The organism is Desulfovibrio sp. 86, assembly GCF_902702915.1.
Taxonomy (GTDB): Bacteria; Desulfobacterota; Desulfovibrionia; order Desulfovibrionales; family Desulfovibrionaceae; genus Desulfovibrio.
In genome coordinates, this window is sequence record NZ_LR738849.1 from 2,008,136 (window position 1) to 2,026,722 (window position 18,587).

Below are 18,587 nucleotides of genomic sequence, written 5' to 3' on the forward strand. Positions count from 1 at the left end.
CTTTGCAGCCCCCCGCTCTCATCATTTTACGACTGCTGCCGATACAAGGAGTAATACCCAAAAATAGTGGGGTTATTCTGCCATTCGGGCTTTGGCCGCATCGCATGACGGAGCGCCCGCGAGTCCCGCGAAGCGCGCAATTAGCCGAGATCCGGGAGTTTGAGAGCTTGACAACCAAAAGTCCTCCCATTAGGTATCATTTCACAAAGTACAAATAATAACTGATGCGCTTTGTGATAGGGCTGAAGGCAGGTTCACTGCGGTGATTTCAAACTTGCCATACGACTTTTGCGTCCGGAATTTCGGGAGACAGCATAGTGCTGTCCAGATTTTTGGCAATGTGTGCAAAGTTGAATTGATTGCCCATGATTATACATAGTTACTATATAGAGAGGCACCATGTTTTGGAAAAACCTTTCAATAGGAAAAAAATTGTGTTTTGGCTTTGGCATCAGCCTGGTGGGCATAATCTGCTTTGCCGTGGTTGCATGGAATGCCTCCAATGAAGTCATGACCATGGCCGACAGCGCGCTGCAAAAGCAGGGCAATGCCCTGGTTTTCGCCATGCGCGAGGCCGATCATCTGCACTGGAAGGAGCGGGTCGGCAATTTTGTGGCCATGCCGCCTGCGGACGGCAAGCTCAATGTGCAGAAAGACGGCCATAAATGCCTTTTCGGCCAGTGGTTTTACAATGGCGGGCGGGAAGAGGTGGAGGCCATTTTGCCGAGCACGTCCACCTATTTCAAGCAGATGGAAGCCGCCCACCTGGATCTGCACAAGAGCGCCGCAGAAATTGAGCGCATGGTGCAGGAAGGTGACCTTGAAAGGGCCCGGCAGTATTTCAATACCATTACACTGGGCAAATCGGCGGCGGTCGTGGAGACGCTCGCGCAGTTGCGCACCATGATGCTGCACGCCGCCGATGAGGACAAGGAAAGCTACAAGCATATCATGGCCCGTGAAAGATACGTGGTTGCCGTCCTGCTGCTGGCCGTGCTGGGTTGTATGGTGATTTCCGGCGTGGCCATTACGCGCTCCATCCGCAATCCTTTGCGCGGGCTTGTGGACAAGTCCGCCGAGGTGGTGGCGGGCAATATGGACGTGGATCTGCGCCTGCCGCGCAGGGATGAAATAGGCGCGCTGTCGAGCGCGCTGGGCTCCTTGCTGGACAGTCTGAAGCTCAAGCTGACCGAAAACCAGAAAAAGTCTGAAGAGGCTCAGGCCAGTGCCGACCATGCCCAGAGCTCCCTCAAGGATGCGGAGGAAAAAGAGACCCGCATTGCCGCCCTGCTGGAAAATATGAACACCATAGCCGCTCAGGCCGACACCATTGCCGGGGACCTGGCCGAGCATTCCATCATCCTGGCCGATCGGGTGGAGACTGTCTACAAGGGCAGCGAAGACCAGCACAACCTCATGCGCGGCAGCCTTGACGATCTGGAGCAGCTTGCCGCGGCGGCCACTGAAATTGCCGTCAATGCGGAGCATTCGGCCCACGGAGCGCGCAGTTCAAAGGAGTATGCCGGAAGCGGCGTGGATGTGGTGACCCGTTGCGCCCAGGCCATCAGTCGGGTCAACGACCTCGCGTCCAAACAGAACGGGCAGATAACCGAACTGGGCGAGATGGCTCAGGGCATTACCGGCATCATGAGCGTTATTACCGACATTGCCGACCAGACCAACCTGCTGGCGCTGAACGCCGCCATTGAGGCGGCCCGTGCGGGTGAGGCCGGGCGGGGCTTTTCGGTTGTTGCTGATGAAGTGCGGAAGCTGGCGGAAAAAACGGTTGCCGCCACGCAGGCCGTGGGGGCCAAGATCACCGGCATTCAGGAATCCATCCATGCCAGCGTGGCCTTTATGGGGCAGACCAGCGAGGCCGTGCACGAGTCCAATGACCTTGCGCAGCAGTCGGGTGAGGCGCTTACGCAGATTCTGGATCTGGCCGCCTCCAATGTGGACAGCGCCGCAGGCATGGCCGTGGCCGCGCAGCAGCAGAACGACACTGTGGCGCATGTGACGCAGGGCATGAAGAACGTGCAGGACATTGCCGAGGCCACCCGCACGTCCATGGGCGAAGCCGACCACCAGGTGCGGGCCGTAGCCAAGATGGCCACCGAGTTGCGGGAGCTTATCGACAGGTTGAAAAACCGGAATTAGGGAAGCGCGCCGTTATTCCGTTTGGCGGCGTTGCGTGACTTTTCTTGAAACAGTCGAGGACGGAAGGGTCCCCACCTGCTTCAAAAAAAGATAGCGCCTTGCCAAACAAAATAACGGCGCGTTTCCAGAAGGTTCTTTGCTCAGTGCTTCCTTGGAGCAATTTCACTAGCGATGCTGTCGCCATCCGGCTGCCGCTTGAAATTGATCCGGCGGCAGCGTGAGCGGACGGCCGCCAAAAAGACGTAAGCGCAGCTTCATCCTTCAGCCCTTCGGAGCAATGGATGAAGCTGCGCTTGTTTGCGCTGTCGGGCGCGGTGGTCGCGCCTTGCCGTTTTGCGCTGCCGGGCGCTGATGCAACTCTGGAAGACGCGTCCCCTGCCCCCGCGTGTACAGCAATAAAGGTTTTAGGGGGTGGGGGCGTGGGGGAGGAGACCTTTTTGCAAAAGGGTCCCTCCCCCACAAAGTATTTCAAGTTGCCATTTCATTCGCAACCGGCTCTATTGTTGCGGTTTTGCGGCTCCAGCGGCCTTGCTGGTGGCGTGAATGGCGGTTCCGATTTCACGGGCCAGCGTTTCCGTAAACAGGGTAGGCGCTCCGGCGTCCATGCGTATCTGTCCCGGCAACAGCAGGGCTATGCGCATCTGGCTGTTGGAAAGGGCGTTGCGGCTGGATATGTTCTTGAGCTTGGCCTTGCTTTCCCTCTGCGCGCTGGGAACGCGCCGCTGCACCAGCAATACGTCGGCCATTACCGTTGTGGCTCCAGTGCCCTTGAGGGTGGATGGCGTGTCGTAGCCTGCGGCTACAGTCTGCCGCAGGTGGGCGGGGTCCGTGTTTCCGGCGGACAGCACCGTGATCTGCACGATGTTTCCGGCCTCGCTGGGATTGCCCACAATGGTGAATCCGCTGCGTTGCAGCCAGGATTCTGCCTGGGCGCGCAGCCCGAAAACGCGGTCGGTGTTGTCGCGCACGTTTACGTAGACAGTGTCCGCAATTGTATCATCGTCCAGTGCTTCTTCCAGCTTGCCGGAACGCAGCACTTCCAGTTTGTCCGGGTCAGCGGCCTGACGCACGCAGGCTGCAAGCGGCACAAGGCTCACGCAAAGCAGCAGCGCAATAAAACTCATTTTTTTCAGAGTCATAAAGAAAACCTCGATCCTTGCCGCCACAAACGCGGCTGGTATTGAAGGCGAAAGCGTGGGGCCTTCGCCATGCATGTCCCCAAACATGCATTTTTTGGGCCTGTGAACACGTCCGCAACGACATTTCTTTGTGGCCAGGCCGACATCCGTTGGGCGGGTCTGCTGCAAATCCATGAAGTACGGTATGTTTTATGACGAAAGATCCTGTGCCCGTGGGCAAAGATGTCTCGCTGTGTTAGGGGTTGGGCAATTTTCGGAATGTCCGTACTTTCGCCATTGGTTTTTCAGGGCTGCAACGCGCGGGTTTTACCCTACGGCAGCGTGAATATTTCGGAGTGTTCTTCGTCCGGCAGGGGGGTGGCCGGTATCGGCGTGCGCAAAATAGTGGCGCGCCGGTTGCGGCATTCCGACAGGCTGGCCTGTCATGTCGTTACTATCTTGTCAGGGCTTCACAGCCTTGACGATTTCGTTGCTCAGCTTGTCTTCCAGGGCAGGGAGGATGGCGTCGCGCCCCATATTTTCACCCTCGGCGCTCACAGCCACCGTATGCATGGCGTCCGGCTGCTTGCCCTTTTTGCCCACGCCCACCTGGGCGCGCATGCCCCACATATTGCTTGTGCCGCCGTCAAGCATGCTGACTCCAAGGCCCAGCAGCAGGCCGCCGCCCACGCCCCAGGCCGCGCCGCGCCCCCCGCCTGCGGAGCCGCCCACAAGCGCGCCAAGCATGGCCCCCGTGCCTGCGTGGCCCAGGGTTCGTCCCGGGCTGGCGGGTGTGCTGCGGGAGCCCAGCGGGGTCACGTCTTCCACCACCACGCGCAGGTTCAGGTCAGCCTCCTTGGCCGTCTCGGCGGGCACAAGCTCACGCTCGCTCTGAAGGTAGGCCGTGAGCATGGATTGAAGGTCGGCATTGAAACTGGCGCTGCCGCCGCTCACGTCCACAAAGACGCTTTGCCCCGGTTTGGCCTTGATTGTGGGCAGAGGATCGGGGCTGGCCTGGGCCTGGCTGGCGCGCGGGTCAGCAGGCGAGCCGGGCGGAAAACCCGAGTCTTCGGTATTGCCGCTGTTCTGGTGGGAGGCACAGCCCGCCGCCATGAACAGCATGGTAAGACACAGTGCCGCCGTGAGGCGGTAGAGTATTGGACTTATATGCATATAGCCCTCATTTTGGCTGAAATCTTCTACAAGATTACCGCAAGTTGCACATGCCTGTCCAGTTGGGCGTATGTTTGTCATACGAATGGCAGGTATGTGGCATCTCCCCAATAAGTAAAAGTTTTTACTGCCGTGCGGCGGCGCCGGTCACGCTTTGCGCTCTGCACGCGGCCGGGCCGCAGCCGGGGCGCGGGAACAGGCCGGTCAGCACTGTTCCGATGATGCGCACTTGACGCCTGTGGGTTTTATCGTATCTTGCCGTTACATAAAAGGCGCGTCAGACACTACCGGCGCAGCCGGAAAGCAGTCGAGGACAGCATGGGCAAACAGTTGATAATAGTGGAATCTCCGGCCAAAGTTAAGACCATCAAAAAGTTTCTAGGGCCGTCATACATGGTGCAGGCCAGTGTGGGCCATGTACGCGATTTGCCCGCCAAGGCCCTCGGAGTAAACGAAGAGGACAACTTCGCGCCCCAGTATGAAGTCATAGACAACAAAAAAAATGTGGTCAGCGAACTGCGCGCCGCCGCCGCCAAGGCCGACACTGTTTACCTTGCCCCTGACCCCGACCGCGAGGGCGAGGCCATTGCGTGGCATGTGGCCGAGCTCATCCGCGACAAGGCCAAGGACATCAAGCGCATCCAGTTCAACGAAATTACAGCCAAGGCCGTCAAAGAAGCGTTAGCGCACCCGCGCGACCTCAATGAAGACCTTTTTGACGCCCAGCAGGCCAGGCGCATTCTGGACAGGCTGGTGGGCTACAAGATTTCTCCCCTGCTGTGGAAGACCATCAAGCGGGGCATATCCGCCGGGCGGGTGCAGTCGGTGGCGCTGCGCCTCATCGCCGAACGCGAGGAAGAGCGCGAGGTGTTCAAGCCGGAGGAATACTGGCTGTTCAAGGTGCTGCTTTCGGGCGACACGCCGCCGCCCTTCAAGGCCGATCTCGCCAAGATCAAGGGCAAAAAAGCGGTCATCGCCAACGCCGAAGAGGCGCAGGCGCTGGAAGACGCCCTCAAGGGTCAGCCCTTTGTGGTTGAGAGCGTGGAACAGAAGGAGCGCGAGCGCGCGCCGCAGCCGCCCTTCATAACCTCCACCTTGCAGCAGGCGGCCAACCAGAGGCTTTCCTACACGGCCAAGCGCACCATGAATATCGCCCAGCGCCTCTATGAAGGCGTGGAGCTTGGCGACCGTGGCCTGACGGCCCTCATTACCTATATGCGTACGGACTCGACGCGCATCGCCGACGAAGCGCGCGACGCGGCCAAGGATTTTATCGCCGCGCACTTCGGCAAGGACTATCTGCCCAAGCGCGCCCGCGTGTACAAGGCCAAGGGCAGCGCCCAGGACGCCCACGAAGCCGTCCGCCCCGTGGACGTGACCATCACTCCCGACGAGGTGAAGCAGCATTTGCCGCCGGATCAGTACAATCTGTACCGGCTCATCTGGTCGCGGTTTGTGGCTTCGCAGATGGCCGGGGCGCGCTTTCACGACACCACAGCCACCATTGCCTGCGCCCACAGCCAGTGGCGCGCCAAGGGCGAGCGCATGCTTTTCCCCGGTTTTCTGGCGGCCCTGCCGCGCGCCGGAGAAGACGCCGACGCCGAACTGCCCCCTCTTGAGGCCGGGCAGACGCTCAAGCTGGACAAGCTGGACAAGGAGCAGAAGTTCACCCAGCCCCCGCCGCGTTACAGCGAAGCAAGCCTTGTGCGCGAGCTGGAAGAACGGGGCATCGGGCGACCCTCCACCTACGCGGCCATCATTTCCACCCTTCAGGACAGAGAGTACGTCAGCCTGGTGGAAAGGCACTTTGTGCCCACGGATCTTGGCCGGGTGGTCTGCAGTCAATTGACCGAACACTTTGGCAGGCTCATGGATGTGGGCTTTACCGCCCAGATGGAAGAGGGCCTCGACAAGGTGGCCGAGGGCAAGGCCCACTGGGTGGATCTTTTGCGCGCCTTTTCCGATGATTTTAATCCCACGCTGGCGGCGGCCGCCAAAAACATGCAGAGCGTCAAGGGCGGCATCCCCGCTGATCTGCCCTGTCCGGAATGCGGCAAGCCGCTGATGATCAAATTCGGCAAGGCAGGAGCTTTTCTTGCCTGTTCCGGCTATCCCGGCTGCAGCTACACCAGCAATTTTTCCCGTAACGAAGATGGCCGGGTCGAGGCCGTGGCCGCCGAAAAACCGCAGTATGAAAAAGTGGGGCAGTGCCCCCAGTGCGGGCGCGATCTTGTCATCAAAAAATCCCGCACGGGCAGCAGTTTTATCGCCTGTACCGGCTACCCCGAATGCAAGTATGCGGCCCCGCTGTCCACGGGCGTGCCCTGCCCGCGCTGCCAGAAAGGCCAGCTGGTGGAAAAAAGCACCAAGCGCGGAAAGCTGTTTTACTCGTGCGACCAGTATCCCCAGTGTGATTTCGCCTTGTGGGACAGGCCCGTGCCAGGCCCCTGCCCGCGCTGTAACTCGCCATACCTTGTTGAAAAAAAGGGCCGGGCCGGCACCAAGATCATGTGCCCGGTCAAGGGGTGCGGCTACGTCAAGGAGGACGGAGATGAGCAAAGCTGATGCATCAGATACGGTGAGCGCTTCCGCGTCTTCAGCGACCTCCGCTCCTTCAGGCGGCATGGCCGCGCCCTGGCCGGAAACTCTGGAGGCCCGCGTGGCCCAACTGCTTGCCGCTGGGGAAAGCGTGACACTGCTGACGGTCATCAGCCGCACAGGCTCGGCCCCGCGCGACGCGGGCACCCGCGCGCTGTATACGCAAAACGGCCCCGAAGGCACCGTGGGCGGCGGCCTGCTGGAGGCCCGCGCCATGGAGGCTGCGGCCCAGAGCCTGTTTATGGGCACGTCCAGCCAGGTCTCCTGCGACATGAGCGGCTTCACCCCTGACAGCGACATGATCTGCGGCGGCGGCATGGACGTGCTGTGCGAAGTTCTGACGCCAAACAAGGCCCCCCTGTTTGCGCTTGCCGCCCAGGCCCTGCGCGCCGGGGTAGGGGGCGTGTGGGTTGTGGACGTGAACCGCGAGCCGCCCCTGCGCCGTCTGTATCTCGACTGCCTGCCCGAAAACGTTGGCCCTGCCACGGATTCGGCCCTGCCGCTGGACGCCAGCCTGGACATAGCCCCGGTGCGCGCCCTGCTGGCGCAGCGCAAGGGCAGGCCCGGCCTGGTCACGTCGGACGCGTGCCGCATCTATGTTGAACCGCTGGCAGCGCCGCCGGTGCTGCTCCTCTGCGGCGGGGGGCATGTGTCCCTTGAGGTGGCGCGTCTGGCCCATGTCTGCGGCTTTATTGTGGACGTGGTGGATGACAGGCCCGAGTTTTCCAATCCGCAACGTTTCCCCATGGCGCGGCATTGCCATGTGCTGCCAGACTATGAAAATCTGGTGGAAGCCTGCGGCATCGGGCGGCACCATTATGTGGCCGTCATCACGCGCGGGCACGGATTTGACCGCGAAACCCTGACTCAGGCCCTGACCAGCCATGCCCAGTATATCGGCATGATAGGCAGCAAAACCAAGCGCGACCAGATCTATGCCATCCTGCGAGGCCAGGGCGTGCCCGACTCTGAACTTGCCGCTGTGTGCTGCCCCATAGGGCTGACCATTGAAGCTGAAACCCCACAGCAGATAGCCGTGTCCATTGTGGCCGAACTGTTGGCCGTGCAGGCCGGGACGCTGAAACGCCTGCGGTTTGAAGAATAGGGCGTGACCGGTACGCCGCAACACTTCGGCCGGCAGGCTGGAACGCCTGCGGGTTGAAGCCTGGGCGCGGGCGGCGTGCTGAAACCTTTGCGGTTTGAGCAGAGGCGCGCGCCGTGTCGCCGTTCTGCTGGCTTCTTGTTGCTGCCAGGGGTTGTTGTCACGCGGCGGGCTGTCCGCACGTCCCCCGCACTCGCGCTGGCCTCTTTCTTGACATTTGCGGCGGCTCACGACACTGTGACCGGACGGCGCATGGCGCATGAACGTATCAATCCGCCATGTCTATTGTTCCTTAGAGCATTTTGCTTTTGAAACACTCCTTGTTTCAACGCGCCATTCTGGTGAAGAACGTGGTTTTCGCCAGAATCCACGCCACGTTGTGGCGCGTGGTACTTTCGTACAGCGTTCGAGCAGTTACACTTTTTCAAAGGTAAAATGCTCTAGTGAAATTGCGCTAAGAACAACGAACCGTGCATAGCCTGCGCGCGCACCATGGCCAAAACCTCGACAGCGCGGCCATGCAGGCGCTTTTTCAGGATTCCCGGAACAGCAATCAAGCACAACCCTCCGCAGCCGGACCTTTGGGCGGCAAAAGGCAGAGGGTATGGCCGCCATGCTTTGCCCCCCCGCCCGTCATGCCTTGCCGCTGTCGAGCACGCCCGGTTCAACGATCCCCCCCGGTACGCCATCGCTTGAAACGCATGGCCGGTTTTCGGCATTGCGCACGCAGAAACCCTGTTTGTCGTTGCGCACTGCAGCCCGTCCGGAAAAAATCGGCCACCATCCGGAACACCGGTCGCACCCGGTCGCATACGGCCACATCCGGCGGGCGGACGGCGAGAAAAAGAAAATGCATCACGCACGGGCATGTTACAAAATGGTTCTGAAAGCCTTGACTTCGTAAAGGGTGTTGCTCAAACATGCCACTAAATGATATGCGTTTTTAAATAGAAGGCCGGGAATGGCTGATGTGGCATAAAGGACGACCGAGCAGCGCAGGGATCTGCCGGCAAAAGAGCATGAAATTTTTATCAATAAAAACAACGAGTTATGAAAAATTAATACGGTATCGTAACCTGCTGGAATCGCAAGACTTTTTGCGCTCGTTGTGGCGCTGTTGTATGCGCCTGTCTTGATTGCTTTTTACGATGAACTGTGTTTTTACAACGATGTTTCTGCCCGAGTTTCACACGGCGGGCGGTTTTTTTGGTGTGCGTCAGCACACATCTCTTACGGAGTAGTTCATGACCACAAGACCGCTATTCTCTCTTCCTGTCATACTCAGCCTTTGTCTTGCACTGGTTGCCTGCAATGGCGACAAGGACGGCCAGCACGACGCCATGCGTCTGCCTGTCGCCGTTTTTGACGTTGTGGCCAAGGATGAACCCTGGCCGGCAGAGTATCAGGCCCAGGCCTCCGGTTCGCGCGCTGTTGAAGTGCGCGCTCGCGTGGAAGCCATTATTGAAAAACGCCTGTATGAAGAAGGCGACTACGTGCAGCAGGGGCAGTTGCTTTTCCAGCTGGAGCGTGACCGCTACGAAGCGCTCATGCAGCAGGCCCAGGCCCAGTTCACCAACGCCGAGCGCGAATGGCGGCGGGTGCGCCCGCTGTATGAAAAAAACGCGGTGTCGCAGAAAGAGCGTGACAATGCCCTGGCCGCCTATGACAGCGCCAAGGCTTCTTTGCGTCAGGCCAAGATCAACCTGGACTACTGCCAGGTGACGGCCCCTGTCTCCGGCTACAGCAGTAAGGAAAACTTCACGCCCGGCAACCTCGTGGGCAACAATTCGCTGCTCACCTACGTGAACCAGACTGACCCCATGTACATCGACTTTTCCATTGCCGCCCCCGAGCATATGCTCCGCCAGGGCATGGCTGCCGAGGGCCGTCTTGTGACGCCTGCCGACGGCCGATACAAGGCGCGTCTGCGCCTGCTGGACGGCAGCATGTACAAGGGAACGGGCGAGGTGACCTTTATCGACAGCCAGGTGCAGCCCACAACCGGCGTCATCAAGGCGCGCGCCGTCTTTGACAATGCCGACCGCAGCATCATGCCCGGACAGTATGTGCGCCTGTATATGGACGGCGACATTCTCAAGGATGCCGTGCTCGTCCCGCAGAAGTGCGTGCTGCTTACCCAGAAGGGTTCGCTGGTCATGGGCGTGGACAAGGACGACAAGGTGTATTCCATTCCTGTGGTCGTCGGCGTGTCCGTCGGCAACAGGTATCTTGTGCTTGAAGGGCTCAAGGGCGGCGAACGCATTATCAGCGAAGGCATGATCAAGGCCCGCCCCGGCTCTCAAGTGAGCATAATGCCTTCAGGGGGCCAGCAGCCTCAGGAAGGCGCGGCCAAGAAGTAGGTTAAATATGGCTGTTTCCACAAAGCCGAATTTCTTTTTACGCAGACCCATTCTCTCTGCGGTCATATCCATTGTCATCACCCTGGTGGGCGCACTGGCCATGCGGGCACTGCCCATCGCGCAGTACCCCAACCTTGTGCCCCCCACGGTCAACGTCAGCGTGTCTTACCCCGGCGCATCGGCTGAAACCATTGCCTCCACCGTGCTGGCCCCTCTGGAAGTGAACATCAACGGCGTGGAAAACATGCTGTACATGACTTCCATGGCGGCCTCGGGTTCGGGCTCGGGCAGCATCAATGTGTACTTCGCCCTGGGGTCCAACTCGGATATGGCCCTTGTCAACGTCAACAACAAGGTCAACCTGGCGCAGACCATATTGCCAGAAGCGGTGCGCCGTCAGGGCGTCAGCGTGCTCAAGCGCTCACCGGCCATGCTGATGGTGTTTTCGTACTTTTCGCCCGATGGCCGCTATGATCAGGTCTACATCCACAACTGGGCCCAGATCAACGTGGTGGACGCGGTCAAGCGCGTTGAAGGCGTTGGCGACGTCGTCATTTTCGGCGGCATGGACTATGCCATGCGCATCTGGCTGCAGCCGGACAAGCTTGCCAAGTATGGCGTGTCGGCCAATGAAGTGGCCGCGGCCATTCAGGAGCAGAACTCCCAATATGCCCCAGGGCGTCTTGGCGAAATGCCCTCGCCCGATACCACGGAACTTACCTGGCAGATCGACGCCCAGGGCCGCCTGGTCACGCCGGAGGAATTCGGCGAAATCATCGTGCGCCGAGGGCCGGACAGCGCCATGCTGCGCCTCAAGGACGTGGCCCGCATAGAGCTGGGCGGCAAGGACTACAGCGTTACCTCCCGGTTTAACGGTGTGGTTGGGCGCATGGGGGCGGTCTATCTGCTGCCCGGCGCCAACGCCATCGCCACAGGCGACCGCGTGACGGACAAGCTGGCCGAAATCGGCGCAACCATGCCCGACGGCCTTGAGTACACCATTCTTGTGAACACCAACGACTTCGTGCTCGAGTCCATCCACGAAGTTGTCTCCACCCTGGTGGAGGCCATGATTCTGGTGTTCATCGTGGTGTACGTCTTTCTGCAAAGCTGGCGCGCCACCGTCATTCCCTGCGTGGCCGTTCCCGTATCCATCATCGGCACGTTCGCGGGTCTCTACGCTTTCGGCTATACCATCAATACCCTGACGCTTTTCGCCATGGTGCTTTCCATCGGCATCGTGGTGGACGACGCCATCGTGGTGCTGGAAAACGTTGAACGCATCATGACGACGGAGCATCTGCCGCCCAAGGAGGCCACGGCCAAGGCCATGAACGAGGTCACGGCCCCCATTGTGGCCATTGTGCTCGTGCTCTGTGCCGTGTTTGTTCCCGTGTCCTTCATGGGTGGTCTTGCGGGGCAGATGTACAAGCAGTTCGCCATCACCATCTCGGTATCTGTTGTGCTGTCGGGCGTGGTGGCGCTGACGCTCACCCCGGCCCTCTGCGCCTTGCTGCTCAAGCCGCACAGTCACGATTACAAAACCCCCAGGGGCTTTGTATGGTTCAACAACTTCTTTGACGGCGTGACCAACGGCTATGTGCACATAGTTGACTTCCTCAAGGCATCGAGCATGCGCGCCCTGCCGCTGTTCGCGCTCATGATCCTCCTGTGCGTGTGGCTGTTCAGGGTTGTTCCCGGCGGCCTCGTGCCCAACGAAGACCAGGGCTACATCCTTGGCATGGCCATCCTGGACGACGGCGCTTCGCAGCACCGCACCACGGCGGTCAACAAGGTGCTTACCGACTTCTTGCTCCAAAATCCCGCCGTGCGAAGCGTGGGTACCCTGTCGGGTCTGGACATCACGACCATTTCCGTCAAGAGCAACTACGGCACGTTCTTTGCCCTGCTGAAACCGTGGGGCGAGCGTAAAAAGGCCGACATGTCTTCCGACGCCGTGCTGAAAACCGTCGGCGCGGTCACCCTCATGCAGCCAGAAGCCGTGGTTCTGGGCTTTGCGCCCCCGCCCATCAGCGGCATGAGCACCACTGGCGGCTTTGAAGGCTACATTCAGATGCGTGGCACTGGCGGCTTGAAGGACCTGGAAACCGAAGCCAACAAGCTGGTGCAGGAAGTCATGGCTGTTGGCCCTGACGGCAAGCGCAAGTATCCGGCCATCGGCATGCTGCGCAACCTGTTCTCCACCGGCTCTCCCCAGTTGTACGCCAACCTGGACCGCGAACGCTGCAAGGACATGGGCGTCAGCATCAGTGACGTGTTCACGGCCATGGGCGGCACCTTTGGTGGCGCGTATGTGAACGACTTCAACTATATGGGCCGTACCTTCCAGGTGCGCCTGCAGTCCGAGGCGGACTACCGCCTGTTGCCCGAAGATTTGGGCAACGTGTATGTGCCCAACAACAAGGGCGAGATGATCCCCCTGACTGCGGTCATGACCCTTGAACGACGCACCGCCCCCCAGGTGGTGGAACGCTATAACGTCTTCCCGGCGGCTCACATCATGGGCGCGCCCGCTCCGGGCTTCTCGTCGGGGCAGGCCCTCAGCCAGATGGAAGATGCAGCCAAGGCCATATTGTCCACCGATTACAGCCTCGGCTGGGTGGGTTCGGCGCTTCAGGAAAAACTGGCCAGCACAGACACCACGACCATCTTCATTCTGGCTCTGGTCATGGTCTTCCTGATCCTGGCCGCGCAGTATGAATCGTGGTCGCTGCCCCTTTCGGTGCTCACGGCCGTGCCCTTTGGCGTGTTCGGCGCACTGCTGGCCACCTGGGGACGCGGCCTTTCCAACGACGTATACTTCCAGGTGGCTCTGGTCACCCTGGTGGGTCTGGCGGCCAAGAACGCCATCCTCATCGTGGAATTCGCGGTTGAGGCATGGCGTAGCGGCCGCAGTCTTGATTCGGCGGCATCCTTTGCCTCCCGTCTGCGGTTCAGGCCCATTGTCATGACCTCGCTGGCCTTTATTCTGGGCTGCGTGCCCCTGGCCATCAGCACCGGCGCTGGCGCCAACAGCCGCCACGCCCTGGGCACGGCGGTCATCGGCGGCATGCTGGCGGCCACGTGCCTCGCCACGCTCTTTGTGCCGTACTTCTTCAAGATAATTATGCAGATATCCCTGAAAATCCAGGGCAAGAAGGATCCGAACGCCGGTAAGGACGGTTCCGGCAACGAACAGGAGGATCTATGAGTTCCATCAGTACTGCCGGACGCATGAACCCGGCCGGGGCCATTGTCGCCCTGCTGGCCGTGCTTGCGCTTTCGGCCTGCTCATTTGCGCCGCGCTATGAGCGCCCCGAAATGGACATGCCGAGCCAGTGGCAAAAGGTTGATATGGGGGCAGCCCCCCTGAACACCGACTGGTGGACCCGTTTCAATGACCCCGTGCTTACCTCCATGGTGGACGAGGCGCTGAAGAATAACCAGGACCTGGCCGAATCTCTCGCCAAGATAGATTCCGCCGCGTCACAGGTTGGCGTGGCCACCGCTGATCTGCTGCCCGCCGTGAGTGGTTCGGCCGGTTCCGTGGCCGCGGGCGCTTCTGAAAAGACGCCCAACACCACGCCGTTCAACAGGAGCGGCCTTGACCGCACCACGACCACCAACCAGGCTGCGCTCAACGCCTCCTGGGAACTGGACCTCTGGGGCAAATACCGCAACAACTACACCATGCTCAGTGACGTGCTCATGAGCACGGTCATCGGGCACGAGGCCCTGCGCCTTTCGGTGGCGGGGCAGACCGCCCAGGGCTATTTTGCCCTGCTGGCTCTGGACATGCAGCTTGATACGGCCCGCCGTACCCTCAAGACCCGCGAAGATGCGTTCAGCATCTACACGAGCCGCTACAAGCAGGGCGACATCACCGAGCTTGACTGGCAGCGCGCCAGGGCCGAGGTGGAAACCGCCCGCGCCCAGGTGCACACCAGCACCGTGGCTGTAGACAAGGCCGAAGCCGGTCTGGCCGTTCTGCTGGGCCGTTCGCCCCGCGACATTATGGAACGCGGCATGCCGCGCGGTCAGGCCATTGGCATGCTGCCTTCGCCGCCCGTGTTGCCCGAAGGTCTGCCTTCTGACCTGCTGCAACGCAGGCCTGACGTGCGCGCCTCCGAATTCACCATGATGGCGTACAATGCCAATATCGGCGTGGCCCGCGCCCAGTTCTTCCCCTCCATCTCGCTGACGGGCATGCTGGGTACGGTCAGTTCGGCCGTAGGCAGCCTGTTCACCGGCCCCGCCGGGGCGTGGAGCTACGGCGTCACCGGTTCGATGCCCCTGCTGGACTTTGGCCGGACCTGGTATAACGTCAAGGACGCGGAAGCCCGCAAAAAAGCCTCCATTGCCGTGTACCGCAAGACCGTTCAGACGGCGTTCCAGGATATGCGCACAGCCCTGACGACCCAGCGCGAGGCTGACGCCATTGTACGCAGCATGCAGATTCAGGTGGAAAGCCTGCGGCGTGCCACCACCATCGCGCGTCTGCAATACGATAACGGCTACACGGACTATCTCACCGTGCTGGATGCCGAACGGCAGCTTTTCGCCGCCGAACTGCAACTGGCTTCGGCTCTGCGTGATCGTCTGGACAGCGTTGTCAGCGTGTGCATGGCCCTTGGCGGCGGCTGGAACGATCCCGGCGCAAGCCCCAGCTTCCCCGTGGTCAGCACCGAAAAACTGCTTGATCAGGAAACCAGCACAGGCGCGCTGGGCAAGGCTCCGGTTTCCGGCAAGGCCGCACCCAAACCTGTCAAAACTCAGCCTGCAACACAGGATCAGTCCAAGGGCGGCGTAAGCCTTTAAAACGCTCTAGCCGCGCTTCCTTCAATGTCATCAGGCCCCCTGACTTGTCGTCAGGGGGCCTTTTGTACGCGTGAAGGATCAGCGCAGTGGCATGGCGCAATTTTTTGTGGGGGAGGGACCCTCTTTAGAGCAGATCAACTTTGAAATGTTTCACATTTCAGAGGCGTCATTCTGCCGAAAATGCGATTTGCGCCAAGCATCAGCAGGCTGATCGCTCTATTAACCAATTGCTGTCTTTGCGGCAGTCGTTGGCGAGTCTGCGAGCCTTACGAATGGCGACAGCGATTACACAGAACAAGACGTATAGTTACTCATGCTGTCTTCAAGCGTAGCTTCGCGGCAGCCGTTGCCCGAAGGGCTTACGGATGGGACAGCGATTGTATGGAACAAGCGGTGTCGTTACGCATGCTGTCTTCAAGCGTAGTTTCCTGCGTCACAACGCTTTAAGCATCCGTAGCTTCCTTCGTCGCAACGGCTAAAGCTCGGCAGAATCCACGCCCCATCCCCTAAAACCTTCATTATGTCCTTTTATGAAAGAAGTTTCTGACTTCAACGGCTCAAATCTCCTGCGCATGCGGAGAATTTGGAATCCCGGAATATGAATGCGGCGCGGCGGCCGTGCCTTTGCCCGCATGCGCAGGGGCGGCGGCTCCTGGCAAGAACTTTACAACCCAGAGCGACTATCGTATGAGCAATTATGGACAAGACAGTGTACACCGTTCTTCTTCTTCTCGTTTTCGTTCTGGCGGCGGCCCCTGTGCCGTCCTCTCGCGCTGCCGACGCCACTGTGCAGGCGCAAAACGCCCAGGCGGCGGACAAGCTGAAAAAGGAAACGCCAGCTGCGGGAAAAACCCGGAAAGCCCCCACGACCGCTTCTGCCAAGCAGATGTCGGTGAAAAAGCAGAAAAACTCCCTGCACGCCCGGGATTGGACATTCAGTGAGGGCAGCAGCCGTGATGCATGGCAGATCCAGGGTATGCCCACCAACAATCTGCAGGGACGTGCCGTTGGCAGCCCAGTGCCGAAAGATATTGCCCCCGGTCAGGTGGTGAACACCTCCAAGGGCATCGACAGCGCCCTGAGCCAGGCGGAAAAGAGCAAAAAAAAGGGCGCGCTTGCCCTGAGCGTGGACGACGAGAGTTCCCCCTGGCGTGAATCGGTCACCAGCGGCGTTACGCCTGACGAGAACCTGAGTATGGAAAGCCGCCACGTGGTGCGCGCCTATGCCGACACCGAAGTCAACGAGGACATGAACATCGGCCTTGGCCCGGAGCTCATACTCAGAAACGAGCACCGCGAACGCCCTTCCAACAACAAGCAGCCCGATTCCGTATTGGGCATGGGCATGCAGTTCAAGCTGGATTTTTAACCCCTGCTTGAGGCTGCCGCGTCAAGAATAGGCTGCGTTGCTCCCGCCACGTGTCTCCACTCTCGTGCGCCCCGCCGTGCGCCATCACCCCCTGAACTCCCCCTGATACTCCCCCTGGTACTCCCGTAATCCCTTCGTGTGCTTCAGAGCAAAAATGCTCCACCCTGCGTCGGTATTCTGGCGCAATGCCGTCCAAACCCCAGCCGTAGCCAGCCCCGCATGCTGCCCCCCGCGCCAGCCTCCAAGACAACCCGCTGCAATGTCATATCTTTAATGCCTTGGCATTGTCCTTGCTTTTCCTCTGTCGTGGCGGCAGATCGGCCGTCGTGCGCAGTGCCCATGAACCAGTTCGGGTGATTGCGCGAGCGGGCTTTGGCAGCGAAGTCGCCAGCGCGGCTTCCTTGTTTTTCGCCAGAATGATGCTTTGAAACAAGGAGTGTTTCAAAAGCAAAATGCTCTAAAAAAACTGACTGACCTTTGCTGGCCGCAAGCCGGTGGTCGGTACAGACAACATTGCTGTTTACTGACGCTGTTAAGCGACGATGCGGGCGTTCTGCACGTTGAGAATGCAAATTCTCAAAGGCGGTCGCCTCAGGAGGAATGAGTATATGGCGCTTTCAAATTTTCTTATACGTCCACCCACCGAGGCACAGCAGGGCCAGCAGGCCGGACAGCGTCGTTCTGCGTCCGCTGCCGCCACGGGCGGGCCAAGTTTTGCCGCTGTCATGCAGGGACAGACACGTCAGGCAGAAGACAACGCGCAGTCGCAGCAGGCAGCGCAGAGCCAGAGCGTGCAAGCCTCGGTCGGTGCCGGCATGCCCGTCAACCTTGCAGGCGGCCCAGTAGGCGGCCAGACAGGCGGCCAAATGGGCGGACAGGCGTCGGGGCGAAACGGCATGGTGCTGGCCGGGCGTACTCCCAGCGACCTCATGCGCGCCCAGGTTTTCAACAAGGCCCAGACGGATATGCGCCAGACGCAGGCAATTGAGGGTCTTATGCAAAGTGTGGGCGGCGGCGGCTCCACCCTGGATCTGGCCCGCAGCATGGGCACGGCCCGCCACCTGCGGTCCATGACAAGCGCCTTGGGCGACAAGATGAGCGGCTTCAACGTCTCTGATTTTGTGCATACCCGCCCGCAGGGGCAGGGCAAAGCGCGTCAGGCGCGGCATAAAACCAGTGCGGATGACCTTGAAATGGGCAAACTTTCCGCCCAGTTCGAGTCTGGCCGCGACGGCATTGCCGCCGTGGGCTACGACCGCAACGGCGGAACTTCCTACGGCAAGTATCAGGTGTCTTCGCGCGCGGGCAGCCTTGGCGATTTTCTTGATTTTCTGGACAGTGAAGCGCCGGAGCTTTCCAAAAGGCTGCGTTCGGCCGGGCCCGGCAATACGGGCAGCCGCAAGGGAGCCATGCCCGATGTCTGGCGCGCCATTGCCAATGAGCAGCCGGAGCGCTTTGAGGAGCTTCAGGAGGCCTTTGTGCGCGAAAGCCACTACAAGCCCGCAGTGGAGGCCATAGCCCAGCGCACCTCGCTTGATGCGGACAAGCTCTCCACAGCCGTGCGCGAAGTCATCTGGAGCACGGCCGTGCAACATGGCCCCTCGGGAGCGGCCCGCATTTTCGCCAGGGCGGACGACATGAGCGGCAGCCCCAATGATCCCGGCTATGAGCGCAAGCTCATCAGCAACGTCTACAAGGTACGCGCCGGTCAGTTCGGCTCTTCAACCAGCGAAGTGCAGGCCGCCGTGCAAAACCGTTTCCGTCAGGAGCGCACTCTGGCGCTCAATCTTCTGGATGACGGGCACAGTTCCAATCTGGCCTGATCGCCCCCCTGAACTGTATGAATACCACCGCGCTACACGCTTCAGACACGCCGTGCCCCCCCGTTTCGC

The 18,587-nt window shown here is 60.2% G+C and carries 11 protein-coding genes; 9 read left to right on the top strand and 2 right to left on the bottom strand.

The genetic code is table 11. The features are described 5' to 3' along the window. Positions 1–432 precede the first annotated feature (432 nt). A complete protein-coding gene (locus DESU86_RS08165; protein WP_179980599.1) occupies positions 433–2,157 on the top strand; it encodes a methyl-accepting chemotaxis protein in 1,725 nt (574 codons plus the stop codon). Between the two features lie 497 nt (positions 2,158–2,654). Here the strand turns inward: DESU86_RS08165 and traT are convergent, their stop codons facing one another. Together traT and DESU86_RS08175 are read right to left on the bottom strand one after the other, a co-directional pair. Further along, entirely contained in the window at positions 2,655–3,296 is a 642-nt protein-coding gene (traT, locus tag DESU86_RS08170) for a complement resistance protein TraT (RefSeq protein WP_179980600.1), read from the bottom strand. A gap of 441 nt (positions 3,297–3,737) precedes the next feature. Next, the gene (locus tag DESU86_RS08175; protein WP_179980601.1) at positions 3,738–4,448 is read right to left on the bottom strand and encodes a hypothetical protein; all 711 of its coding nucleotides are present in this window, start codon (positions 4,446–4,448) and stop codon (positions 3,738–3,740) included. 318 nt (positions 4,449–4,766) lie between these two features. Between DESU86_RS08175 and topA the strand changes: the two genes are divergently transcribed. The 8 genes from topA to DESU86_RS08215 all read left to right on the top strand — a co-directional run bounded on the left by topA (position 4,767) and on the right by DESU86_RS08215 (position 18,518). Then, the gene (gene topA, locus DESU86_RS08180; protein ID WP_179980602.1) at positions 4,767–7,013 is read left to right on the top strand and encodes a type I DNA topoisomerase; all 2,247 of its coding nucleotides are present in this window, start codon (positions 4,767–4,769) and stop codon (positions 7,011–7,013) included. Then, positions 7,000–8,151 (top strand): XdhC family protein, encoded by a 1,152-nt coding sequence (locus DESU86_RS08185; RefSeq protein WP_179980603.1) that lies wholly within the window; start codon positions 7,000–7,002, stop codon positions 8,149–8,151. Before topA ends, DESU86_RS08185 begins: the two co-directional genes overlap by 14 nt. Before the next feature lie 601 nt (positions 8,152–8,752). After that, the gene (locus DESU86_RS08190) at positions 8,753–9,052 is read left to right on the top strand and encodes a hypothetical protein (RefSeq protein ID WP_179980604.1); all 300 of its coding nucleotides are present in this window, start codon (positions 8,753–8,755) and stop codon (positions 9,050–9,052) included. Positions 9,053–9,392: 340 nt separating this feature from the next. Continuing rightward, positions 9,393–10,508 carry an efflux RND transporter periplasmic adaptor subunit gene (locus DESU86_RS08195; protein WP_179980605.1) on the top strand — a complete coding sequence of 372 codons (1,116 nt, stop codon included), beginning with the start codon at positions 9,393–9,395 and terminating at the stop codon, positions 10,506–10,508. Between the two features lie 7 nt (positions 10,509–10,515). Then, positions 10,516–13,719, top strand: coding sequence for an efflux RND transporter permease subunit (locus tag DESU86_RS08200; protein ID WP_179980606.1), 3,204 nt, complete (start codon positions 10,516–10,518; stop codon positions 13,717–13,719). Next, positions 13,716–15,326 carry an efflux transporter outer membrane subunit gene (locus DESU86_RS08205; protein ID WP_179980607.1) on the top strand — a complete coding sequence of 537 codons (1,611 nt, stop codon included), beginning with the start codon at positions 13,716–13,718 and terminating at the stop codon, positions 15,324–15,326. Before DESU86_RS08200 ends, DESU86_RS08205 begins: the two co-directional genes overlap by 4 nt. Before the next feature lie 697 nt (positions 15,327–16,023). Continuing rightward, complete coding sequence (locus DESU86_RS08210) at positions 16,024–16,695, top strand: hypothetical protein (protein WP_179980608.1); 672 nt, start codon at positions 16,024–16,026, stop codon at positions 16,693–16,695. A gap of 608 nt (positions 16,696–17,303) precedes the next feature. Beyond that, positions 17,304–18,518 carry a hypothetical protein gene (locus tag DESU86_RS08215; protein ID WP_179980609.1) on the top strand — a complete coding sequence of 405 codons (1,215 nt, stop codon included), beginning with the start codon at positions 17,304–17,306 and terminating at the stop codon, positions 18,516–18,518. Positions 18,519–18,587 lie beyond the last annotated feature (69 nt).